We start from the raw sequence: 21332 nt of genomic DNA on the forward strand, positions 1-21332 counted from the left end.
CCCGAACCGAAGGTAGGGCTGGCCCCACCATGGGGGCGGGGGCTGCTCCTCAGCGGCGCGTCAGCGACCCGCCGCCTCCTTGCGCTCGGCGAGCGCGGCCAGGTCACCGAGGAGCGAGTCGGCGACCATCTCCTCCAGTACGGACGTGCCGTGTTCCGACATCGCGGGCGTCAGCGCCGGGTCCCACGGGGCCTCGGTCAGCCGTCCCGGAGGCGGTCCGTGCGGGGCGCGGGCGTGGGCCTTGCGGTAGTCCTCGGTGGTCATGCGCCAAGGGGTGGCGGGGGTTTTGTCCAGGATGTACGCGGCGATGCGTACGCCCTCGCCGTCGAAGTCACCGTGGTAGCGCAGGACGGCTCCGTGGTCGGCGAGCAGCCGGAGCAGATGGATCACCGCGCTGTTGGGCCAGCCCGAGGTGCAGACCAGGGGTGGGCAGCGCGGGCCGAAGCGGCGCAGGGCGAGGGCGAGGACGCTGGGGTTCTCCGTGATGTACACCGCTGCGGCGGGCGGGAAGCCGAAGGCCCCCGCGTCCCGGAGCTGGGCCAGGGTGAGGGACGCCGCGTGTCCGGTGTCCGCGCAGATGCCCGTGATACGGCTGAGCATGCCGTCCCCGAGGGGACGGAGCCCGGCGGCGAGGACGGTGGCGGAGAGTTCGTCGTCGGCGATGCCTGCCCGGGCCCAGAGCGTACGTCGCTGCTGGGCGCTGTCCGGTGCGTCGATGCCGTAGATCGTCGACAGGGCCCGTAGGACGAGGGTGGAAAGGCGGGTGCCGTCGTCCAGGGCGTGGGAGTCGCCGTGCAGCAGGCGCGCCGCGAAGACCGGCAGCGGCTCTCCTTCGGCGGGCAGCGCGGCCAGCACGGCCAGCGCCGAAGCGAGCAGGTCACGGGTCCTGGCGACCGAGCCGTCGACGAGACCGCCGCTACGGCAGTACGCGGCCCAGTCGGCCAGCGCCGGCTGGGAGCGCACCGTCTCGTGAGCCGCCAGCCAGGCCCACAGCGCCGCCCGTTCGTCCTGCGCGCGCTGCCGCTCGGCGGCGCGGTCGTCGAGCGGGCCGACGAGGTCGGCGACGACCTCGCGTACCGTACGGCCGTCGATCTCGGCGACGGCCTCTTCGAGGCGGGCGAGCGCCACGAAGGGCCGGGCGTCCGGCAGCCGGTCGAGGCCCAGCAGGTCGGCCAGCGCCGCACGCTGGTCGTCGTCCAGCGGGCCGATGCGCACCCGGCTGACGGGCCGCCCGGAGGACAGCCGGTCGTGGACGGCCAGCCAGAGGGGACGCAGCTCGGGGCGCCGCAGCGCACGGCTCCTCATCCCGCTCACCCGAGGGCTCCCTCCTCGTCCCGCCCGAGGGCTCCCTCCTCGTCCCGCCCAGGGGCTCCCGCCTCGTCCCGCCCGGGGGCTCTCTCCTCGGCCGGCTCCACACCCACCCCGTTCCACACGAACCGCGCACTGGTCACCGCGTCGTCCCCGTCCGCCCCCGTGATCAGCTGGTGGATCGCGATGCCGGGCAGCTCCCGGTAGGTGCCCCACTCGTGGTCGGACGTCAGCATGAGGTCGAGGTCGAGCGCGCTGAGCAGGGCGAAGACCTGGCCACGGTTGACGGTGTCGACGCCGACGAAGACCTCGTCCAGGAGGATCGGCCGGGGCGCGTCGGGCACGGCTTCGTAGTGGGCGGCGACAGCGGCGAACAGCGGCAGATGCAGGGCGATCGCCTTCTCCCCGCCGGACAGCGCTCCGTGCAGCTTCTTGGTCAGCGGCTGCCAGCCCGCGCCGTTCGCCCGGTCGAGTCTGACCACGAACTGGTGCCAGGCGGTGTAGTCGAGCACCTCGGCGAGCTGCTCCTCCCAAGTGGCCGCCGTGTTCCGGGCCTTGGCCTCCTCGATACGGCCGCGGAAGAAGGCGTGCAGCGCTTCCCGGTCGGCTTCCGTGACCCGCCCGGGGTCCTTGAGCAGCAGCTCGCGGGCGGTACGGGTGCCGGGCGGGAGGTCCGGGTGGATCTGCCACACCAGCTGGACAGCGACGTTCGACGCGGTACGGACCCGCTCCAGGTGGCCGTTCATCCGGTCGACCAGCTCGCCCGCCTGGCGGATCCGGGCGGCGAGATGGCGCCGGGTGTCTCCGGTGAGCGTCTGGTCGAACAGGCGCCGTTCGGCGGCGGTGATGTCGTCGCGGCTGCTGTCGCGCTCGGCCGTGAGGGTGTGGAGCAGTTCCGTCGCCCCGATGCGTACGCCGTCCATCGTGGCCGTGAAGATCTGTACGTCGTCGTCGGCCTCCAGGTCCAGATCGGCGCGGCGGCCGAGGAACTGCCGGGCCTCGTGCACCGCTTCGGACAGCCGGTTGACGGCGTCGCCGAGGTTACGGGCCTCGTGCGGGATGTTCGCCCACTTCGCCGCCACCGCACGGGCCGCCTCCAGGGTGGCGCGCGTGCCGTCCTCTCCGCTGAGTTCGAGGTCGATCCCCGCGTCCTCGGGCAGGCCGAGCAGGCACAGGCGCCTGAATCTCCGCCCCGCCGCATCCCTGGTGGCGATGGCCTGGTCGCGCTTCTCCGCGTCCTGCGCCATCGTCGCGGTCAGCGTGCCGATACGCCGCTCCAGCTCCAGGAGCTGACGGCCCTTGACCTTGAACTCCTCGCGGCTGAGGCGCAGTTGGCCCCTCATCTCGCTGATCCGGGCGGCCACCTGACGGAAGTCCTCGCCGACGGTGCTCTCCACCGCCTCCAGCGTCGCCCTGAGGCCCGCCGCCTCCGACGCGGCGGCCTCTGCTTCTTCTGCCTGCTCCCGCGCACTCTCCTCCGAGCGGTCGGCCCGGTCGCGGGCGGACGCGGCCCGCCCGACGGCGGACGCCCAGTGCAGCTGGGCGTCCGCCCAGGCGTCGGCCAGATCGCGGAACGTATCGACAGCGGACGACAGATTCCCCAGCAGCCCGCTGTCCGTGGGAAGCCCGTGCTCCGCGGACAGCCGGCTCAGCGCACGCAGGGCCTGCTGTGCTGCCGCCTCCCGTTCCTCCAGGAGCCCGGCAGCGGTGCGTACGGCGTCGTCGCGGACGCCGATCCCTTCCTCCGCCCGGTCCCAGTCCCGGCGCCGCTCGTCGAGGTTCCGGTACCGGGGACGCGCCGCGAGGTCGGCGTCCAGACGCCTGCGCCGCTCGCGCAGTTCGCGCACCGACGCGTCCAGCGTGGCGATCGTGCCGTTCACCTCGGTAAGCCGCTCGGTGAGTTCGGTGATCCGCCGCCGTCTGGCGCGCTCCCGGGCGAGGGAGCCGATGTGGGCGGGCTCCTTCTTGCTCCACGTGCCGGTGGCGGAGGCCAGCCGCCAGCTGCCGTCGGCGCCGACCGCGGCCATGTGCCGCTCGGGCAGCCGCGGTCCGTACGCGATACCGCCGAGCAGCCGGGCGATCGCGTCGACGGGCACCGGGACGCCGGCTTCGGGACGCAGTACGTCCAGAAGCGAAGGACCCGGAGCGGGCACCGCCCAGGCGGCCTCGGCCAGCGTGTCGTGCCCGGGCAGCTCGATCCCGTCGTACGGGCTCACCCACGCGTCCAGCAGCCCCGACGCCTCCAACGCCGCCTCCACACCTGCCTGGACGGCGGGCGGCACGTCCTCGTGGAAGGCCACCAGGCGCCACAGCGGGGCACCGATCATCGTCGAGCGCTCCGTGGTGCGGGTGGGCGGCACGGCCGGGGGCAGATCGGCCTCGCGGCGAAGCGTGTCGAGGGTGTCGGTGAGCGCGGACCGCTCGGCCAGCGCGGTCTCGCGGGCGGCCTCCGTACGCGTCTCCCGCTCGGCGATGTCCCGCTCCACGCCGCGTACGGCGGACTCGACGAGGGACATGACGTCGCTCTCGACCGCCGTCCGCGAGACCAGCTCCTCGATGTCGTCGATCCGCAGCTCCACACAGCCCGTGGCCCACTCGCGCAGGCCCTCCGCCTGCCGGGCCAGCGCCTCCTCGTACGCGCGGGCCGCCTCGTCCCTGCGTACGACCGCTGCCGCGAGAGCGCGACGGGCGTCGTCCAGCGACGTCTCGGCGGCCGTGCGGTCACTCACGGCCCGTTCGTGACGGTCTATGGCGGCCGAGACCTCGGTGATCTGGTCCCGCCGAGCCCTGACCGCACCCCGCAGCAGACGGCGGGGCCGCCGGACCCGGTCCTCGCCCCCGGGGCCCGTGGAATCGGCGGAGGCGGCGGTCGGTGCGCCGAACATCGTCGCGGCTTCCAGGTGCACCGATTCCAGACCGGCCGTACGTGCCGCCTGCCGGGCGTCCTCGGACGCCTCCTGTACGTGGTCTTCGGCGGCATCGGCTCGCTGCTCGGCCTCGGCGGCGAGTTCCCGGTCGTCGCTTGCCTGGCGCTGCTTGCTTTCGGCGGTGGTGCGCAGCCGTCGCGCCTTCTCCTCGGCGTCCTCCGTACTGCGGCGGAGCCGGCTGAGCTCTTCGCCCTGCTGGTAGGCGTCGCTGTTCACCAGGCCTTCGATGCCCGCCTCCAGCTCCTGCCCGCGCCGCTCGCACTCGTCCTGCGCCCGCGCCGTCGACTCCTGGTCGCGCAGGGCCTGTTCGTGCTGCTCCGTGCTCTCCTTCGCGACCCGGGTGAGGTTGTCCATCTCGGTCGTGGCCGAGATCAGGGTCGCGGCACCGGCGCGCAGGACCCGCTGGGCATAGCCGCGCTGGCGGTGCGCGATGGTGCCCGCCGCCGTGACCTCCTCGTCCAGCTGCTTCAGCTGTTCACGCTGCCGGTCCAGTCGCTCGAAGCCCTCGGCCAGTTCGCTGATCTCTCCCTCCCCGAGCGGGGGCAGGGCCCGGGAGAGCAGGGAGGAGAGCAGGGACGGGTCAAGGCGTTCGGAGAGCTTGGGCTGGCGCAGTTGCAGCAGGGCGGTGATCAGGGCCTCGTACCGCTGCTCGCCCATGCCCGCGAAAAGCGTGTGGCGGACCGTGGTGCGGTAGCTGTCGGCCGAGGCGTGGATCTCCCCGTGCCCTTGCAGGGCGTCCGCGAGGGCGGCCCTTGTCAGCGGCTGGCCGGAATCGTTGGCCAGGAACAGGCCGCCGGGCCGGGCGATGCGCCGGCTGGTCGTGAAGTAGTCGGCGTGCGCGCCGCTGGTGTGGACGCTGGCCTGCAGACGGGCTCCGCAGGAGAACCAATCGGTCCCGCCGTCGCCGCCTTGCTTGCCTTCCTTGGGGCGGCCGAACTCCATCCACACATAGCCCACCCGTGTCTTGCCGGACGCCCCCTCGCCCATGAGGTTCCAGTGCATGGTGCGTTCCGAACCGCCGAAGGTGGACAGCCTGTTGGGCCTCAGGTTCGCGTCGAAGAGGAAGGGCAGCAGCAGCTCCAGGGCCTTGGACTTGCCCGTGCCGTTCTGCCCGCGCAGCAGCAGACGTCCCTGGTGGAAGGTGAACGTCTCGTCGTAGTAGCGCCAGACGTTGAGGATGCCCGCGCGATACGGCTGCCAGCGGTGCCGCGAGGGAGGAACGTCCTCCCCGGCCCCTGCGGCCTCCTCGGCCGGGGCGCCCGCAGTCCGCACCGGAAGATCAGTGACGCTCAACCCGAGCCTCCCTTGACAGCAACAGACTCGACTGCAACAGATCCGCCCTCACCTGAACCGGCCGTGTGGCCCGTATCGCCTGTGTCGTCTTCGCCCGTCGTCGTGGCCCCCACGACCCGGTACCGCGAAGCCGCCGGACGCACGACCGTACGCGCGCCGACGCGCTGCGCCAGACCGAAGTCGCACAGGACCCGCACCGCGTCGTCGGCCAGCCGCCCGGCCCCGTCCACCGACTGGTACGCCTTCGCCCACCGCGGAAACCTGCGCAGCAACTCCGAGCCGATCGCGACGAGTTGCTCGGGTGTCGCCCCGCCGGGCACATCATGGATCCGCTCCAGCAACAGCAACGCGGCGACCCTGGCGGTGGACGAGTCGTCGGGAAACCTGGCGTCGGTGGCGACGGCGTCCGGGTCGATGAGCAGGAACCCCTCCGCCCGCTCCTCCAGCACGAACCCCGCCTGCTCGACCGAGCGGCGCAGGATCTGCCGGCCCGTCGGGGAGGCCACGTAGGCCAGCTCGTCCTCGGTGAGGTCCTCGCGGTAGAGGACCGGGTCGTCGAAGAGGCGGCGCAGTACGGAGTGCCGCAGCCACAGGTTCCGCTGCGTCTCGGAGGCGACGGCCTGCTCGCCCCCGGACGCCGCCCCGCCATAACGCCGCTCCCGGGTCAGCCCCGTCATCAACTCCTCGAAGCGCAGGGGCACTTCGTCCGGCGGTACGGACAGCCGCGAGGCTCCGATGGGCGCCGCCGGCAGCCGCATCAGCAGCGTGGCGTCCACGCGGTACAGCACCTTCGCGTCGGCCGAGTCGACGAAGGCGTCCGTCGCTCCGTCGACGGCCAGCAGCGCTCCGTACGACTCCAGCAATTTCAGTACGTCGACGAAGGCCATCCGCTCCTGTTTGCCGGACGTGTCGAAGGACGGGAGTGCCGGATCGGCGGCGGTGGCCTGGACAACGCGATCGGCGAGCAGCCCTATCGTCGTCACCGGCACGGACAACAACTCGGCGGCCACGACGCACAGCAGCACATAGCGCCGGCGGTCGAACGGCGCCCGCCCCGAGCGCAGCCGCCGGGCCGGCCGCGAGGCGTCGGCGGTGGAGCGGACCTTGACGAGTCGCGCGTAACCACGCCTGGGCTCGACGACCAGGCTCCAGCCGCAGGTGTAGTCGAACCACTTGGTCAGCGGCTCCTTGCGGCGCCGGACGACGTCGAAGGCGGCCGGGTCGGCGCGCTCAGTGATCAACGGCCGCGCCAGCAGGAGACGGATCCCCCGGGCGACCTCCTCCCGCTCGGCGACGACCAGCTGATTGGCGAGGGTGCTCATCCGGCGGCCTCCTGGCGTCCTGCGGACTCCTGAAGTCCCATGATCCCCTGGGGACTTGGCCGCAGGATCGGCGCCGCAGCCGCGCCTCCCCCGGTCACCGTGCCGCCCCCCATGTCTCCTCCAGCCACCGTGTCGATGTGCACCAGATAGTCCGGTCCTCTCAACTCCCCCTTCGCCGTACGCAGTACGGCGATCCGTCCATCAGCGGGCGGCGTCAGGGTGATCTCCACCCGCCCGTCCGAAGTCCCGGCCCGCCGCGCCCCCGAACGGTCCGGACGCGTCGACAAGGCCCTGCCGAGCAGATCGAGCAGCCGCTCGAAGGACGCCTCGTCCAGCACACCGAAGTCGGACAGCCGCAGCGGACCGTCATCCGTCCGCAGGGTCCGCCATGCCTCCTGGAGCTCGGCGCGCTCCCGCCGGGCCCGCTCCGCCCGCGCGGCCTTGATGGCGGCGACGTCCCGCACCCTGCCCGTGCGGGTGAAACGCTCCGTACGACCGCTCGTACGCAACAGGGCCGACACCTCGACCGGCGGCGCCTCCTCCCACGTCCGGGACGAAGGGACCAACTCCGGGTCGGGGTGCGCGAGATGGGCATGGCGGGCCGGGCCGAGTCCGAAGGTCACCGTCCACAGCCTGTGGAGATCGTCCTCCCCGGGGGCCGCCGCGAACCAGCGCGCCAGCTCCCGGAAGTCCTGTACGGCGCTGGAGGACCGGCGGCGCGACTCGGTGATCCGGTCAAGCACCTGAAGCAGCGAGACGATGGCCCGCCGGGCGACGTCATGCAGCTGGTCCACCCGCGGCCGGGCCCCGTCCACCGGCAGGAACCACGCCCGCAGCCCCGCCCAGCGCGCCCGCCGCCGCTCCAGCCAGGCCGGCCCCGGATCCTCACCGGACACCGGCGGCAACTCCGCCCCGCGCAGGGCCCGTTCGTGCAGAGCGGCGATCCCGCGCTCCTCCACCCGGGCCACGGCCTCGGCGACCCCATGCCCGCGCTGATCAAGATTGACCAGGAACTCCTGGAGATACGCCACGGTGGCCGCCTTCACCTCCCGGAACACACCCAGATCGGCGCCCTCGGCACGCAGCAGCCGCTGAAGCTCGCCGTTGAACGCCCTGGTGTTGTCCAGCAGGGCCTCGAGATGCCCCTCCAGCTCCTGCAGGGTGCTGAAGATCCGCCGATCCACCGACGCCGGCTCACCGGCCAGGCCGTACAACTCGTCGAGCCGGTCGGTGATCGCTTCCAGTACGGCCGTCTGCAAGGCGCCCGTCGAGGCGAGCACCGTCAGCGCGTGCTGGACACCCGCGAAGGCGGCCTCACCGCGCCGGGTCAGGGAGTACTGGAGGTTGCGCCGCTCGTACTCCTCGGCCGTGCGGTAGTTCTCCGCGTGGTTCTGGACGACGTCCAGCAGCTCCCACTGGCGCAGCTGCTTCAGCGCCTCGTGCAGATCTTCGTCGGCGATCGCGTCGAGCCAGCCCACCGTGCGCAGTCGCATCCGTACGTCATCCAGCCCCAGCGCCGTCTCCAGGCGCTCGTTGGCCGCTCCGAACGCCCGCAGGATCGCCCCGTACAACTCCGCCCGGTCGCCCGTAGTGAACCGGAACATGTCCGGCGGCACCCTGCGCACCCGTCTCCCCCTCCTCAGCCCACGATCGACTCCTCAGCCCACCCACAACCGTAGGGCTGCCCACAACCGTAGGGCCGAGCACTGACAACAGAGTCGGGAATGACGGACTCGCCACCATTCCGGGCCGACGTGTGCTTCAGCGGGAGCTGCTCATCGGCGACTCCGCAGGCGCTGCACGACCAGCGCGGCCAGGCAGACCGCGGTGACGGCGCTGCACGCGAGGTGCGTCGGGGTGAAGGCGGCGGTGAACGAGGCCACCACGTTGCCGATCACGCTGATCACGAGCACCACCCAGAGGAGGGGGCGCGTGACGCCGGACCCGGTGACGACGGGGTGCGGCTCGGTGGCGGTCGCGGAGTGCGTGAGGCGGTTGAGGTCGGTCATTTTCGTGCTCCTGTTCCGGTTGCCGCGAAGGTTCGCGGAGGCTTCCGCTGTCGTCACCGACGCTATGAATCGCGACCCCTCGCGGCCGAGCCCGCCTGCCGCCCGGTTCGAGGTACAGCAGGCTGTACTTCTGGGACTACCTGGGGCCTTGAGCTGACGGCCAACTGATCGGCGCCTTAGGGTCGTTGCCCGAGGAGGAGTACATGTCGAGCCAGCGGTACGCGTCTGACGGCGCCCCGAAAACCCGTATCCGGGACATCGTTGTCCGGTCGGCCGGTGCCGCCCTCGTGGCGCTCGAAAAGCTCGCCGGCGGATTCGGTACGGCCGTGCTGGCGCTGGCCGTCCTGCTCCTGGTGACCGTCACCGCCGTGGCCTCGCTGGTGGGAGTGGGCCTGCTGATGGCGCCCTTCGCACTGCGCGCCCTGCACGCCGTCGCCGAGCGCGAACGCGACCGGCTCACCCGATGGGGCCCGGAGCTGATCGGCCCGGGAGCCGCACCGGCTCAGCTGCGCCCGGCCCTCGCCGACCCCACCACCCGGCGGGAGCTGGGCTGGCTGGCCACGCACGGGACGCTGGGGCTGCTGCTGGGCCTGATCGGCGTGCTCCTGCCGGTCGTCGCGATCCGCGACACCGCGTTCCCGCTGCTGTGGCCGTTCGCACCCGAGGACGCGAACAGCACGTCCATCGGGCTCGGCAACGCGCAGACCTGGCTGGACGCCCTCGCCGTGACCCCGTTGGGCCTGGCCTGGATCGCCATCATCGTGGGGCTCGGGCCGGGCATGGCGCGGCTGCAGGCGCGGCCGGGACGCCGTCTCCTGTCGGCAGGACCCGACGCGGATCTTTCGCTACGGGTCGCGGAGCTGACCGCCACCCGGGCTGCCGCCCTCGACGCCCACGCGACCGAACTGCGCCGTATCGAGCGCTCGTTGCACGACGGCACCCAGAACCGGCTCGTCAACGTCACCGTCCTGCTCGGCGCCGCCCGCCGTATGGTGGCCCGCGACCCGGCGGGCGCCGACGAACTCCTCGAACGCGCCCAGAGCGCCGCCGAGGGAGCGCTGGCCGAACTGCGTTCGGTCTCCCGGAGCATCCTGCCGCCGGTACTGGACGACCGGGGACTCGAAGGCGCGCTGAACGGGCTGGCCGCGGACTGCCCGGTGCCCTGCCGCGTCGACGTCGAGACGCCCGCGAGATGTGCGGCCTCCGTCGAGGCGACCGCCTACTTCATCGTGGCCGAAGCCCTGACCAACATCGCCAAGCACAGCCAGGCCCAGCATGCCACCGTCACCGTCCGCAGCCACGACGCCCGACTGCACCTGCAGATCAAGGACGACGGCCGGGGCGGCGCGGATGAGGCCGGCGGCTCGGGCCTGACCGGTATGCGCCGCCGCATCGCGGCCCACGACGGCACCCTCACCCTGACCAGCCCGCCCGGCGGGCCCACAACCCTCGAGGTGGACCTCCCATGCGGATCGTGATCGCCGAGGACGACCCCCTGCTGCGCGAAGGGCTCGCCCTGCTGCTGCGGGCGGAAGCGCTCGACGTGGTGGGCACCGCCGGTACGGCCGACGGGATCCTCGACGCCATCGACGTACACAAGCCCGATGTCGCCATCCTCGACGTACGGATGCCCCCGACCCACACCGACGAGGGCATCGTCGCCGCGGTCGAGGCCAGACGCCGCCGGCCGGACCTGGCCGTGCTCGTGCTGTCCGCGTACGTCGAGCAGAGCTTCGCCACGGAGCTGCTCACCGGCGGCGTCACCGGCCTCGGCTACCTCCTCAAGGAGCGGGTCGGGCGGGTCGAGGAGTTCCTGGACGCCCTGCGGCGGGTGGCGGCCGGGGGCACCGCCATCGACCCCGAGGTCGTCGCGCAGCTCTTCACCCGCAGCCGCCACGACAGCCGCCTGGAACGCCTCAGCCCGCGCGAACGCGACGTACTCGCCCTGATGGCCGAGGGCCTCGGCAACTCCGCTATCGCCGAACGCCTCGTCGTCACGGACGGCGCCGTCCACAAGCACATCCGCAGCATCTTCGCCAAGCTCGACCTGTCCCCCACCGACCAGGTGGACAGGCGCGTCGCCGCGGTCCTCCGCTATCTGGAGGACGTACGACGCCGCGCCTGAACACCCTCTGTCCGGCTAGGCGGGAACGGCGACGGCGTTGAACGTCGTCTCCGGCGTCTGAGGGCTGGTGAACCGGGCGTTGACGAGATAAAGCCGGTCCCCCCAGCGAGCGGCCGTGGCCGGTACGTCGAACCGCGGATCGATGATCGTCCGCTTCAGCGTGGCCGTGGTGACCTTCGCGTCGAGGTCCCAGACACTGATCAGGTTCTGCCGGTTCTGCACGACGTACAAGGTGCGGCCTATACGGACCAGACCGTCGCCGTTGGCGACATCGGCCTGCCCGCTCAGCGTGATCTTCTTCGCGGCACCGGTCTTGATGTTCACGTGGTAGAGTTCGCCCGGCGTGCTCTTGACGACGATCAGACCGCGGCCGTCCGGGGTGTCGACGATGCCGTTGGCGTTGTTCACATCGGGCGTCTGCACCCAGTCACCGCCGAGCGGCAGGCTGCGTACCTCGCCGCCACGGCCACGAGGTACGCCGTACAGTGTGGCGCCACGCGAGTCGGTGAACCAGGCGCGGTCGCCGAGCAGGATGACGTCGTTGATGAACGGGGCGGCGTTGGTGGTCAGTTGGTACGTGGCCTTGAGCTTGCCGCTGCGGGAGTCGACGATGCGCGCGGTGCCGCCGGCGCCTCCGGCGAGGTAGAGCAGACCGTCGTGGTCCAGCTTCAGCCCGATGGACGCCGTACCGGTGGCTCCTTCGAAGAGGACGCCGCCCTTGCCGGTGCGCAGATCGGTGCGGTAGACGGCGCCGTTCGCGCGGGAGCCCATGTAGGCGTACGGCTTTCTGCCGATGGTGATGCCCTCGGGCAGCCAGCCGTCCGGGAGCGGGAACTCGGTCGGCCACGCACTCTTTACGGTTCCGGCGGCGGCACTGGCCGTGCCGGCACCGGCCGCCAGCGTGAGCGCGGCGGCGGCCCCGCCGAGAACGGTGCGCCGAGACGGCCGGGCTTGGTTCGGGGACATGTTCCGGGCCTCCATGAAGGTGGGGGTGAAACTCTGTGAACTCAGCAACTCAGCGAACTGGTAGTGCACTTGGGGACGTCGAGAACCAGACCGAGCCCAGCTCCCGAACTCTGTCCGCTCGAACGCCCCACCCCCCACCAGAGTTCCCCTGTGCCCCCCCTGTGCGCCCGCTATGGCCGCCCCCATTGACAGGTGACGCACGTCACATTCACCCCTGTCATACGAAGCGCCCTCCCCCGTCGTGTCCCGTGCGCAAGGCACACACGGTCAACGACCAACGGGGAGAAGCACATGAAGGTACGTACCGCACTTGCCGGGGCGGCAGCCGCCGCGACGCTCCTGGCGGGCTCCGTCGCCACGGCCGGACCCGCCGCGGCCGCCGACACGGGCGCACAGGCCACCTTCACCGTCTGGGCGACGGACGTGAACGTCCGCGACAACCCGAACGACGTCGCCACCTGCGACAACAACCCGTCGACCGCGAACTGCCCGCGCGTCGTCGGGCAGTTGCAGCCGAACCAGCCCTTCGAGGCGGTCTGCCAGAACCAGGGTCAGGTCGTCGGCGGCAACGAGTGGTGGGTGCTCGTCGAGCGCGGCGACATGCTCGGCTGGATGGCGAGCTACTACGTCGACCACCCGGACAACAAGCTGCCGAACGTTCCGGAATGCGGAATGTGAGCAAAGAACGAAGGGGGATGAACACCATGAAGACACGCACGGCACGCATCAAGGGAACCCTCGGCCGCAAGGCCGCCGTCATGGCGGGCATCGCCGCCGCCGGGGCGCTGGCCCTGACCGGCCCGCAGGCCCTCGCCGCGGACACCGGCAGGGCGTCCGCCCAGGCCAAGGAGGTTTACGTCTGGGCGACGAACGTACGCCTGCACGTGGAGCCCTACGTCAACTCGCCCTCGCCGGCGAAGGTGTCCCAGGAGACGCTGATCGGCTTCTGCCAGAAGCAGGGTGACACGGTCACCGAACCGGGCCAGGGCACCAGCAGCTGGTGGACGCTCGTCGAGAAGCCGGGCGGCAGCGACAGCCTGTTCATCAGCAACGTCTACCTGGTCGGCGGCGAGAAGATCGAGGGCATCCCCGACTGCTGACAGGCACTCACGCACGTATGAGAAGCGGGATCCGGTCGGGTCCCGCTTCTCTCTTGCGGATTCTTAACTTGCTTAACTAAATCAACGTACTTACATTTTATGTCATCGCGCATACCGACCGCCCACCCGGAGGCCCGACCATGTCCCACGCACAACCCCGCACCGCCACCACCGGGGCGGCAGCCCCACCGCGGCCGAACGTCGTGGTCGCGGTGCTGGCCTTCGGCGGGATCGTGGTCTCGTTGATGCAGACCCTGGTCATCCCGATCGTTCCGGAGTTGCCCACCCTCCTGAACGCCCCGGCGTCCGACACCGCCTGGGCGGTCACCGCCACCCTGCTCGCCGCCGCCGTCGCGACCCCGATGATGGGGCGGCTCGGAGACATGTACGGCAAGCGCCGGATGCTGCTGGTCAGCATGGTCATGCTGGTGGCCGGGTCGGTCACGGCCGCGCTCAGCGAGTCCCTGGTCCCGATGATCGTCGGGCGCGCGTTGCAGGGCCTGTCGGCCGGTGTCATCCCGCTCGGCATCAGCATCATGCGCGACGAGTTGCCCGCCGAACGGCTCGGCTCCGCCACCGCGCTGATGAGCGCCTCGCTCGGCGTCGGCGGCGCCCTCGGCCTGCCCGCCGCCGCGCTCATCGCCGACAACTTCGACTGGCACGTACTCTTCTGGGCCTCGGCCGGCATGGGCGTCGTCGCCCTGCTGCTCGTACTGGCCCTCGTACCGGAGTCCCGGGTGCGCACCGGAGGACGGTTCGACCTGATCGGTGCGGTCGGGATGGCGGCGGGGCTCGTGTGCCTGCTGCTGGCGATCTCCAAGGGCGGGGACTGGGGCTGGGACAGCGGCACCATCCTCGGCCTGTTCGGTGCGGCCGTCGTGATCCTGCTGGTGTGGGGTTTCTTCGAACTGCGTGTCAGCCAGCCACTGGTGGACCTGCGGACCACCGCGCGCCGTCAGGTGCTGTTCACCAACCTCGCCTCGATAGCCATCGGCTTCGCCATGTTCGCGATGTCCCTCGTCATTCCGCAGCTCCTGCAGTTGCCTGAGGCGACCGGATACGGTCTGGGCCAGTCGCTGCTCGCCGCCGGTCTGGTGATGGCGCCGTCCGGTCTGGTGATGATGGCCCTGGCCCCGGTCTCCGCGGCCGTCTCCAAAGCCAAGGGCCCGAAGGTGACGCTGATGATCGGCTCCCTGATCGTGGCCGGCGGCTACGCACTGAACATCGTGCTGATGGACGAGGTCTGGCACTTCATCCTCGTGTCCTGCGTCATCGGCGCCGGTATCGGCTTCACGTACGGCTCGATGCCCGCGCTGATCATGAGCGCCGTGCCCGCGTCCGAGACGGGCGCCGCGAACAGCCTCAACACCTTGATGCGGTCCATCGGTACATCGGTCGCCAGTGCGGTCGCCGGCGTCATCCTGGCGCAGATGACCACCACCTTCGGCTCCACCGCCCTCCCTTCCGAGGACGGCTTCAAGGCGGTCCTGGCCATCGGTGTCGGCGCCGCCCTCCTCGCCTTCTTCGTCGCCTCGTTCATCCCGCGCCGGCAGCCGCTCGCGGACGGGACGTCCAAGACGCCGGCCGGGGACGGGGACGAGGCCACGGACGACGCAGGTGCGGCGAGCGCGTCGGTCGCCCTTCCGCGCCCCCGCCAGGCCCTGGCCCTGGAGGCGGCGGCCCCGGACGACGGCGGTACGAGCGGATTCATCGTCCGCGGACACGTCCGCGGCGCGGAGAGCGCGCCCGTGTCCGGTGCCGCGGTGACGCTGATCTCGCTCGAGGGGCGGCAGCTCGGCCGGTCGGTCGCGCAGGGCGACGGCTCGTACGGTGTGCACGCACCGGGCGCCGGTTCGTACGTCCTGATCGCCTCCGCCGACGGCTACCAGCCGCAGGCCTCGACCGTCGTCGTGGCCGATGCGCCGGTGACGTACGACGTACTGCTGAGCGGCACCAGCGGGCTTGCCGGGGTGGTGCGGTCGGCGGACAGCGGGGTGCGGGTCGCCGGGGCCGTGGTCATCGTGACCGATGTCCGCGGGGATGTGCTGGCCACCGGGGAGACGGACGCCATGGGTGAGTTCACCGTCTCGGACCTGGTGCCGGGGACGGTGACCCTCGCGGTCAACTCGGCCAAGCACCGGCCGCTGGCCCTGCCCGTCGAGATCGGTGTCACCGGGGCCACGCGGGTCGAGGTCGAATTGCACCCCGGTGCGCACGTACGGGGCACGGTGCTCGGTGGGGGTGTTCCGCTGAGCGAGGCGCGGGTCACGCTGATGGACGCCGCGGGCAACGTGGTCGCCACGACGACGACCGGCGTCGACGGGGCGTACGCCTTCTCCGACCTGGACAGCGGCGAGTACACGGTCATGGCGACCGGCTACCCGCCAAAGGCCACCGGGGTGACCGTCTCCGGCGGCGGCGTGGACGGCCACGACATCGAACTCGCCCACCCCGGCGAGTAGTTCGCCCCAACGAGGCGGCCCAGCAGGACCCAGCATGCACGGACGAGAACGGAAGAGGCGAGAGACGCGATGGCACTCAGCGCATCGGTACGCACCCGGGACGGCTGGGCCGTGCCGCACGCGGTGGTCACGGTGACCGACATGAGGGGCACGCAGATCCTGCGCGCCGAGGCGGACGCCGAGGGCGCCGTGAGGGACGACGTGCACCTCGAGCCCGGCTCGTACACGGCGATCGTCACCGCGGTGGGGTACGCGCCCGCCGCCTCGACCGCGCTCGTCACAGCGAGCGGCCGTGCGGAGCTCGGCCAGGTCGTCCTCGGCCGGCAGGCGGGCGTCGAGCTGCCGCCGCCGGGGCCGTGGACGATCGACCCGGTGCACTCCTTGGTGGAGGCGGTCGCCCAGCATCTGGGGCTGTCCAGCGTGCACGGCCGCTTCACCGACTTCGGCGGGCGTATCGAGATCGCGCAGGACTCCGCCAAGTCCCGGGTCGAGGCGTCCATCCGCGCCGCCTCGATCGACACCGGCAACGCCATGCGCGACGACCACCTCAGGTCACCGGACTTCCTTGACGCCGAACGGTGCCCGGAGATCACGTACCACTCCACCGGCCTGAGCCCCGCCGGCCCTGACCGCTGGACCGTCCACGGCGAACTCACCCTGCACGGCATCGCACGCCCCGTCGACCTGGACCTCGCCTACCTGGGCACGGGCCCCGACGCCTGGGGCGGCGTACGGGCGGCGTTCCGCGCCACGACGGAACTGCGCCGCGAGGACTTCGAGATGAACTACAACCAGGTCGTACGGGCCGGCATCGCGGCGGTCGGCGCGACGCTGAAGGTGTCGCTGGATGTGCAGGCGGTGCAGGGGGAGAGCCTGCCGCAGATGTGACGACCGCCGACGCCAGGAACGCCCCTCACACGGGCATGACCTGCACGTCGTACTGCGGGATCCACTTGTCCCGCGTCACCAGGGTCACCCCTTCGGTCTGCGCCTGAGCGACCAGTATCCGGTCGAAGGGGTCCCGGTGATGCGCCGGAAGCCGGTCTGCCCGCACCCCATGCCCGGCGGTGATGGGCAGGCCGGTGAACTGGCTGTCGCGTACCCGCTCGGCCAGGTCTGCCGGGCCTTCCAGCTTCCCGAGTGACTGCTTGATCGCGATCTCCCACGGCGATACGGCACTGACGTACACGGCGGGTTCGGTATCGAGCAGATCCTTACGGTGATCTATTGGGGCATCGCTCTCACTGGCTCACCGGCTCACCGGCCGCTGACGACAACGCATCTCAGCTCTCAGTAGCCGTACCTGCTCTTCAGATGCCGCCAGAAGTCGCGGAGCATCCACTTGTCGAACTCCGTGATCTGACTGGCGCTGCCCGCCTTCATCAGGAAGCAGCACTGGCCGGTCGGGGTCCAGTCGTAGAAGTCGTCGAGGCCGAAGGTGTGGCCGACCTCGTGCAGATAGACGTGGATGTTCTCTTGGTCCAGGGCACCGGTGAAGTACTCCTGCCCGACCCGTTGCCCCCAGTCACCGCCGGCACCGCCCTGGAACCCCTTGGTCAGCCACAGTGACTGGTCGTAGTGGCGGGCGGGGCCGCCGGGGCACTGCGAATAGTCGCCGTCCTGGTGGAAGAAGCGGCCGCAGTCGGGCGCACACTGCGGGGCTCCGCCCTCGTCCAGCATTCCGGTGTAGATGTCGACGGAGTTGTCGGTCCACTGGAGGGTGGAGCGGTCCTTGACGGCCCAGCCGACGATGTTGACGGGAACCTCGGTGTACGGCCACGCATTGTGCCCCGTACCGCCGTCGACCATGGCGGCCATCCACTTCCCGAACTGCTTCTTCAGCGCGGCGTGGATCCGATCGCGCAGCGCGGTGCTGACGGGGGCGTCGGACTCCCAGCGGACGCAGTAGTTGACGCTCCCCTTGTTGGCCATGACCTGGTCCCACCCGTAGTTACGGAAGCCGTACAGGTCGGGGTAGGTCGACTCGACGTGGTTCCACACCTCACCCAGCGGCTGCACCAGCTCCGCGGGCGGATCCCATTCCTCGGCAGCCTCGGTACGGGGAGCGAACGCACCGGCCGCAGCGACGAGCACGGCTAAGACGGCCAGCAGACGCGCAAGGTACTTGCCCATGGTGATTCCTCCCGGTGGGGGACGGGGGTTCACTCACGGGTCGCCACCGGGCGGGCAAAGGTTGCCCGCCCCCGGCTCGGCCTTCCGTGTCCGTCAGGCCGCCGCGCGGGCGAAGCGGAGGCTGGTCGTGATGGTGGTCAGGCCGCGCATCATGCCCATCTGGTTCCAGGAGATGCCGAACTCGGTGCGGTCGACGGTCAGTTCGGCAGCCAGGGTGACCGCGTCGGCTGACGAGTCGGTGGCGCGGGCGGTGAAGGACACGGGGCGGCTGACGCCGCGTACGGTCAGCTGGCCGGAGACCTCGACGGTGTCGTCCGTACGCGGGACGCAGCCGCGTACGGCGAAGGTGATGGTGGGGTGCCGGTCCACGTCGAAGAAGTCGGCGGAGCGCAGGTGCTTGTCGCGCTTTTCGTGCTTGGTGTCCAGGGAGGCGGCGTCGAGAGTCACCGTGCCACTGGCGGAACCGTCGGGGCGGACCTCTCCGTCGCCCGTGATCCCCGCGAACGTGCCGTTCACGGTGACCATGCCCCACATCGTCTTCTGCCGGACGGCGACGGTGGAGCGGGCGGGGTCGAGCTGCCAGAGACCGGTTTCGACTGCGACGGACATGGGGTTTCTCCTGACGGGGGTATCCATGACGGGGGTCGTCCAAATTTGGATAGCCACACGCTAGCCCGTAATTCAAAATTGGACAACAGGTAGACTGGGGCATCATGGCCGACCCCACCGCCCCCACCGACCTGCCCGAGCGCGACCCCTCGGACGAGAGCGGGCTGCTGCCGGCGGAGCTGCGCGCCTGGATGCATCTGCTGGCCGCCGCCGGCGCGGTCGAGCAGCAGCTGCGCGCCCGCGTCAAGGACGCCCTCGGGATCTCGCACGACGAGTTCCTCGTCCTGTGCCTGCTGGCCGACCAGCCCGGAGGCGGCCTGCGGATGACCCGGATCGCCGAACTTCTGGGCCGCCCCAAGACCCGGCTGACGTATCAGGTCGCCTGCCTCCAGCACGCCGGACTGATCACCAAGGGCTCGGTCTGCGGCGACAGGCGCGGCATCGAAGTGACCCTCACCGAGAAGGCACGCCGGCTCCTGAACGACACCACGGCCCCTCTCGCGAACGCCGTCACCGACGCCATCACCCGCACCCTCGGCCCCCAGCAATGCGAAGCCCTGCGCGACCTGCTGCCGGACACACCGGACACCGACCGGCAGCCGGGCGAGACGTCGAATACGTCGAACAGGAGGGCCTCGTGACCGAGCACCCCGGCCAACTCCCCCTCACCGGCGTCACCGTCGTGAGCGTCGAGCAGGCCGTGGCCGCCCCCTTCGCCACCCGCCAGCTGGCCGATCTCGGGGCGCGGGTCATCAAGGTGGAGCGGCCGGGGGAGGGGGACTTCGCCCGACGGTACGACACCACGGTCGACGGAGAGTCCAGCTATTTCGTGTGGCTCAACCGCTCCAAGGAATCCCTGACCCTCGACCTGAAGTCGCAGCAGGGGCGGAAGATCCTGGAGCAACTGCTCGGCGGCGCCGATGTGTTCGTACAGAATCTGGCCCCGGGCGCGGCTGCCCGGCTGGGCCTGGGCGCGGCGGACCTGGCCGAACGGCACCCCTCCCTCATCCCCTGCTCCATCTCCGGTTACGGGAGCAGCGGACCGTGGGCGAACCGAAAGGCGTACGACCTGCTCGTGCAGTGCCAGACCGGCCTGGTCTCGCTGACCGGGAACGAGCATGGAGCGGCCCGCGCCGGGGTGTCGGTCGCCGATATCGCCGCGGGGATGTACGCGTACTCGGGAATCCTCACCGCCCTCTACACCCGCGCGACCACCGGGGTCGCCCGCGCCGTGGAGGTGTCCCTCTTCGAAGCGCTGGCCGAGTGGATGAGCCAGCCCGCCTACTACACCCGCCACGGCGGAACCCAGCCGCCCCGCATCGGCACCCAGCACGCCACCATCGCCCCGTACGGCGCCTTCACCGCGGCCGACGGCAAGGACGTGCTGTTCTCGATCCAGAACGAGCGCGAATGGGTCGCGCTGTGCGAACGGTTCCTGGAACGTCCGGAGCTCGTCGACGACCCGCGGTTCGCGACCGGCTCGGACCGAGTGGCGCACCGCGACGAGCTCAACGCGATCGTGGCCGAGCGGTTCGGCAGGTCCGACAGCCGCGAGGTGACGAAACTGCTGGACGAGGCGGGCATCGCGAACGCCGGGGTCAACGACGTAGAGGAGTTCCTCGCCCATCCCGTGCTCAGCGCGCGGGACCGCTGGAGGGACGTACGGATTCCCGGCGGCGGTGCGGTGCCGACGCTCCTGCCGCCGGTGGACCTGGCCGGCACCCCCGCCCGTATGGACCCCGTCCCCGCCGTCGGCGAGCACACCGAACGGATCCTGGCCGAACTGGGACACAGCGCGGAGGCCATCGAGGGCCTCCGCGCCGCCGAGGTCATCTGACGCGGCCTCGGACGTCAGTCGCAGTAGACGTCCCGCCCCGGCCGCTCCCCCGTGGCCAGGAAACGGGACACGGTCCGGTCGCCGCACTCGTTGCCGTTGGCGAGGTAGGCGTCATGGCCGGTGGAGTTCACGGTCACCATGGTGGCGCGCTCGCCGAGGGCGCTACGGAGCTTCAGGGCGCCGCTCAGCGGAGTGGCGACGTCACGCTCGTTCTGGACGAGCAGGATGTTGGAGGGGCCGCGGTCGGTGATGTGTACCGGAGGCTCCTTCGGCTCGTACGGCCAGGCTGCGCAGACCATCGCGTTCCTCGGCATCCCGGCGGTCAGCGGGTACTTGACGCGGCTCTTGTCGACTCCCTTCTGGTACACGTCAGTTGACCTGGGCCATGCGGCGTCGTTGCAGATGGTCGCGGCCCCGACCGCGGTGACGTTCTGCTGGACCGACTCGGGCGGCGCCGGGGGCGCGGGCGGTACCGTCCCCTTCCTCGCGGCCAGGATCAGCTTGGCCAGGACGGGATAGTCGTCGGGGTCGGCAAGGGTGTCCAGCATGGTCTGGCGCAGGACGTTGCCGTTCAGCTCCTCCGGGTTGGCGCCGGGCCAGGGGATCGGCTCGCGGTCGAGGCGTGCGGCGAGGCGCAAAAACAGGGGCCGCACTTCGGCCGCCGTCCTGGCCACCCGGTCCGGATTGCCGGGCGCCGACGCCCACTTGGCGAACTCCGGGAAGTTGTCCTCGACTCCGACCTCGTACGCGGCGAGCCAGGCACGCTGCACCCGGACGGGATCGGGATTGTCGTTGCTGTCCAGCACGATGCGGTCGGTGCGGTGCGGGAACAACTGGCTGTAGACGGCGCCGACATACGTCCCGTACGAGACACCCCACGCGGAGAGCTTCCGCTCGCCGAGCGCGGCGCGGATACGGTCGAGGTCGCGGGCTTCGTTGGCGGTGCTGATGTGACGCATCAGCTCGCCGCCGTTGCTCGCGCAGTCGTCCGAGAGTCGCCGGGCGTTCGCCATGTTCTCCGTGACGGAGCCGTCGGGGGCGGGCCAGGGGCGCAGCTTCGAGAGGGCGAGGTCCTCGTGTTCCAGTTCGCAGCTGACCGGAGCGGAAGTGCCTCCGGCGGTTGGGCGGCTGCGGGTTGAGTGTGGCTGGTCGCGCCGTTCCCCGCGCCCCTGGGTGGGTGGTGGGTCGGGGCCGTGGGCCGGTGCGTCAGCCCGTCGCAGGCCGGGCGTACGACCCTGGCC

At 71.2% G+C, this 21332-nt stretch carries 18 protein-coding genes; 8 read left to right on the forward strand and 10 right to left on the reverse strand.

Features of this window, described 5'->3' with window-relative positions; all coding sequences use genetic code 11:
* Window positions 1–60: 60 nt before the first annotated feature.
* The 5 genes from ACYVO6_RS09580 to ACYVO6_RS09600 all read right to left on the reverse strand — a co-directional run bounded on the left by ACYVO6_RS09580 (window position 61) and on the right by ACYVO6_RS09600 (window position 8859).
* Complete coding sequence (locus ACYVO6_RS09580) at window positions 61–1305, reverse strand: TIGR02679 family protein (RefSeq protein WP_461059365.1); 1245 nt, start codon at window positions 1303–1305, stop codon at window positions 61–63.
* A gap of 5 nt (window positions 1306–1310) precedes the next feature.
* Window positions 1311–5528 (reverse strand): TIGR02680 family protein, encoded by a 4218-nt coding sequence (locus ACYVO6_RS09585; RefSeq protein WP_461059266.1) that lies wholly within the window; start codon window positions 5526–5528, stop codon window positions 1311–1313.
* Window positions 5525–6850, reverse strand: a complete 1326-nt coding sequence (locus tag ACYVO6_RS09590; protein ID WP_461059268.1) for a TIGR02678 family protein — start codon at window positions 6848–6850, stop codon at window positions 5525–5527. Before ACYVO6_RS09590 ends, ACYVO6_RS09585 begins: the two co-directional genes overlap by 4 nt.
* Entirely contained in the window at window positions 6847–8454 is a 1608-nt protein-coding gene (locus ACYVO6_RS09595) for a TIGR02677 family protein (RefSeq protein ID WP_461059270.1), read from the reverse strand. Before ACYVO6_RS09595 ends, ACYVO6_RS09590 begins: the two co-directional genes overlap by 4 nt.
* A 171-nt stretch (window positions 8455–8625) precedes the next feature.
* A complete protein-coding gene (locus ACYVO6_RS09600) occupies window positions 8626–8859 on the reverse strand; it encodes a hypothetical protein (RefSeq protein WP_461059272.1) in 234 nt (77 codons plus the stop codon).
* Window positions 8860–9062: 203 nt separating this feature from the next.
* On the opposite strand from ACYVO6_RS09600, the gene ACYVO6_RS09605 reads away from it, so the two are divergent.
* Window positions 9063–10337 carry a sensor histidine kinase gene (locus ACYVO6_RS09605; protein WP_461059274.1) on the forward strand — a complete coding sequence of 425 codons (1275 nt, stop codon included), beginning with the start codon at window positions 9063–9065 and terminating at the stop codon, window positions 10335–10337.
* Window positions 10325–10984: a response regulator gene (locus ACYVO6_RS09610; RefSeq protein ID WP_461059276.1), complete on the forward strand. Its 660-nt coding sequence runs from the start codon at window positions 10325–10327 to the stop codon at window positions 10982–10984. The genes ACYVO6_RS09605 and ACYVO6_RS09610 overlap by 13 nt, the downstream gene beginning before the upstream one ends.
* Window positions 10985–10999: 15 nt before the next feature.
* Here ACYVO6_RS09610 and ACYVO6_RS09615 read toward each other — a convergent pair whose 3' ends face one another.
* Window positions 11000–11950, reverse strand: coding sequence for an SMP-30/gluconolactonase/LRE family protein (locus ACYVO6_RS09615; RefSeq protein ID WP_461059278.1), 951 nt, complete (start codon window positions 11948–11950; stop codon window positions 11000–11002).
* A 291-nt stretch (window positions 11951–12241) separates the two neighbouring features.
* Between ACYVO6_RS09615 and ACYVO6_RS09620 the strand changes: the two genes are divergently transcribed.
* The 4 genes from ACYVO6_RS09620 to ACYVO6_RS09635 all read left to right on the forward strand — a co-directional run bounded on the left by ACYVO6_RS09620 (window position 12242) and on the right by ACYVO6_RS09635 (window position 16400).
* The gene (locus tag ACYVO6_RS09620; RefSeq protein ID WP_461059280.1) at window positions 12242–12628 is read left to right on the forward strand and encodes a hypothetical protein; all 387 of its coding nucleotides are present in this window, start codon (window positions 12242–12244) and stop codon (window positions 12626–12628) included.
* Between the two features lie 26 nt (window positions 12629–12654).
* Window positions 12655–13050, forward strand: coding sequence for a peptidase M23 (locus tag ACYVO6_RS09625; RefSeq protein WP_461059282.1), 396 nt, complete (start codon window positions 12655–12657; stop codon window positions 13048–13050).
* 140 nt (window positions 13051–13190) lie between these two features.
* A complete protein-coding gene (locus ACYVO6_RS09630; protein ID WP_461059284.1) occupies window positions 13191–15512 on the forward strand; it encodes an MFS transporter in 2322 nt (773 codons plus the stop codon).
* A gap of 69 nt (window positions 15513–15581) precedes the next feature.
* On the forward strand, window positions 15582–16400 hold the full coding sequence (locus ACYVO6_RS09635) for a YceI family protein (protein ID WP_461059286.1): 819 nt from the start codon (window positions 15582–15584) through the stop codon (window positions 16398–16400).
* A gap of 25 nt (window positions 16401–16425) precedes the next feature.
* Here ACYVO6_RS09635 and ACYVO6_RS09640 read toward each other — a convergent pair whose 3' ends face one another.
* The 3 genes from ACYVO6_RS09640 to ACYVO6_RS09650 form a co-directional block, all read right to left on the reverse strand.
* Window positions 16426–16740 carry a type II toxin-antitoxin system VapC family toxin gene (locus ACYVO6_RS09640; protein ID WP_461059367.1) on the reverse strand — a complete coding sequence of 105 codons (315 nt, stop codon included), beginning with the start codon at window positions 16738–16740 and terminating at the stop codon, window positions 16426–16428.
* Window positions 16741–16802: 62 nt separating this feature from the next.
* A complete protein-coding gene (locus ACYVO6_RS09645) occupies window positions 16803–17645 on the reverse strand; it encodes a hypothetical protein (RefSeq protein WP_461059288.1) in 843 nt (280 codons plus the stop codon).
* A 93-nt stretch (window positions 17646–17738) separates the two neighbouring features.
* Window positions 17739–18254, reverse strand: coding sequence for a YceI family protein (locus ACYVO6_RS09650; RefSeq protein WP_461059290.1), 516 nt, complete (start codon window positions 18252–18254; stop codon window positions 17739–17741).
* Between the two features lie 104 nt (window positions 18255–18358).
* Between ACYVO6_RS09650 and ACYVO6_RS09655 the strand changes: the two genes are divergently transcribed.
* Entirely contained in the window at window positions 18359–18895 is a 537-nt protein-coding gene (locus ACYVO6_RS09655; protein WP_461059292.1) for a MarR family winged helix-turn-helix transcriptional regulator, read from the forward strand.
* A complete protein-coding gene (locus ACYVO6_RS09660; RefSeq protein ID WP_461059294.1) occupies window positions 18892–20091 on the forward strand; it encodes a CaiB/BaiF CoA transferase family protein in 1200 nt (399 codons plus the stop codon). Before ACYVO6_RS09655 ends, ACYVO6_RS09660 begins: the two co-directional genes overlap by 4 nt.
* Window positions 20092–20105: 14 nt before the next feature.
* On the opposite strand, the gene ACYVO6_RS09665 is transcribed toward ACYVO6_RS09660, so the two are convergent.
* Window positions 20106–21332: alpha/beta hydrolase (locus ACYVO6_RS09665; protein WP_461059296.1), on the reverse strand; the 1227-nt coding region annotated here is incomplete at its 5' end.

It is taken from the genome of Streptomyces pseudoechinosporeus (assembly GCF_054783935.1).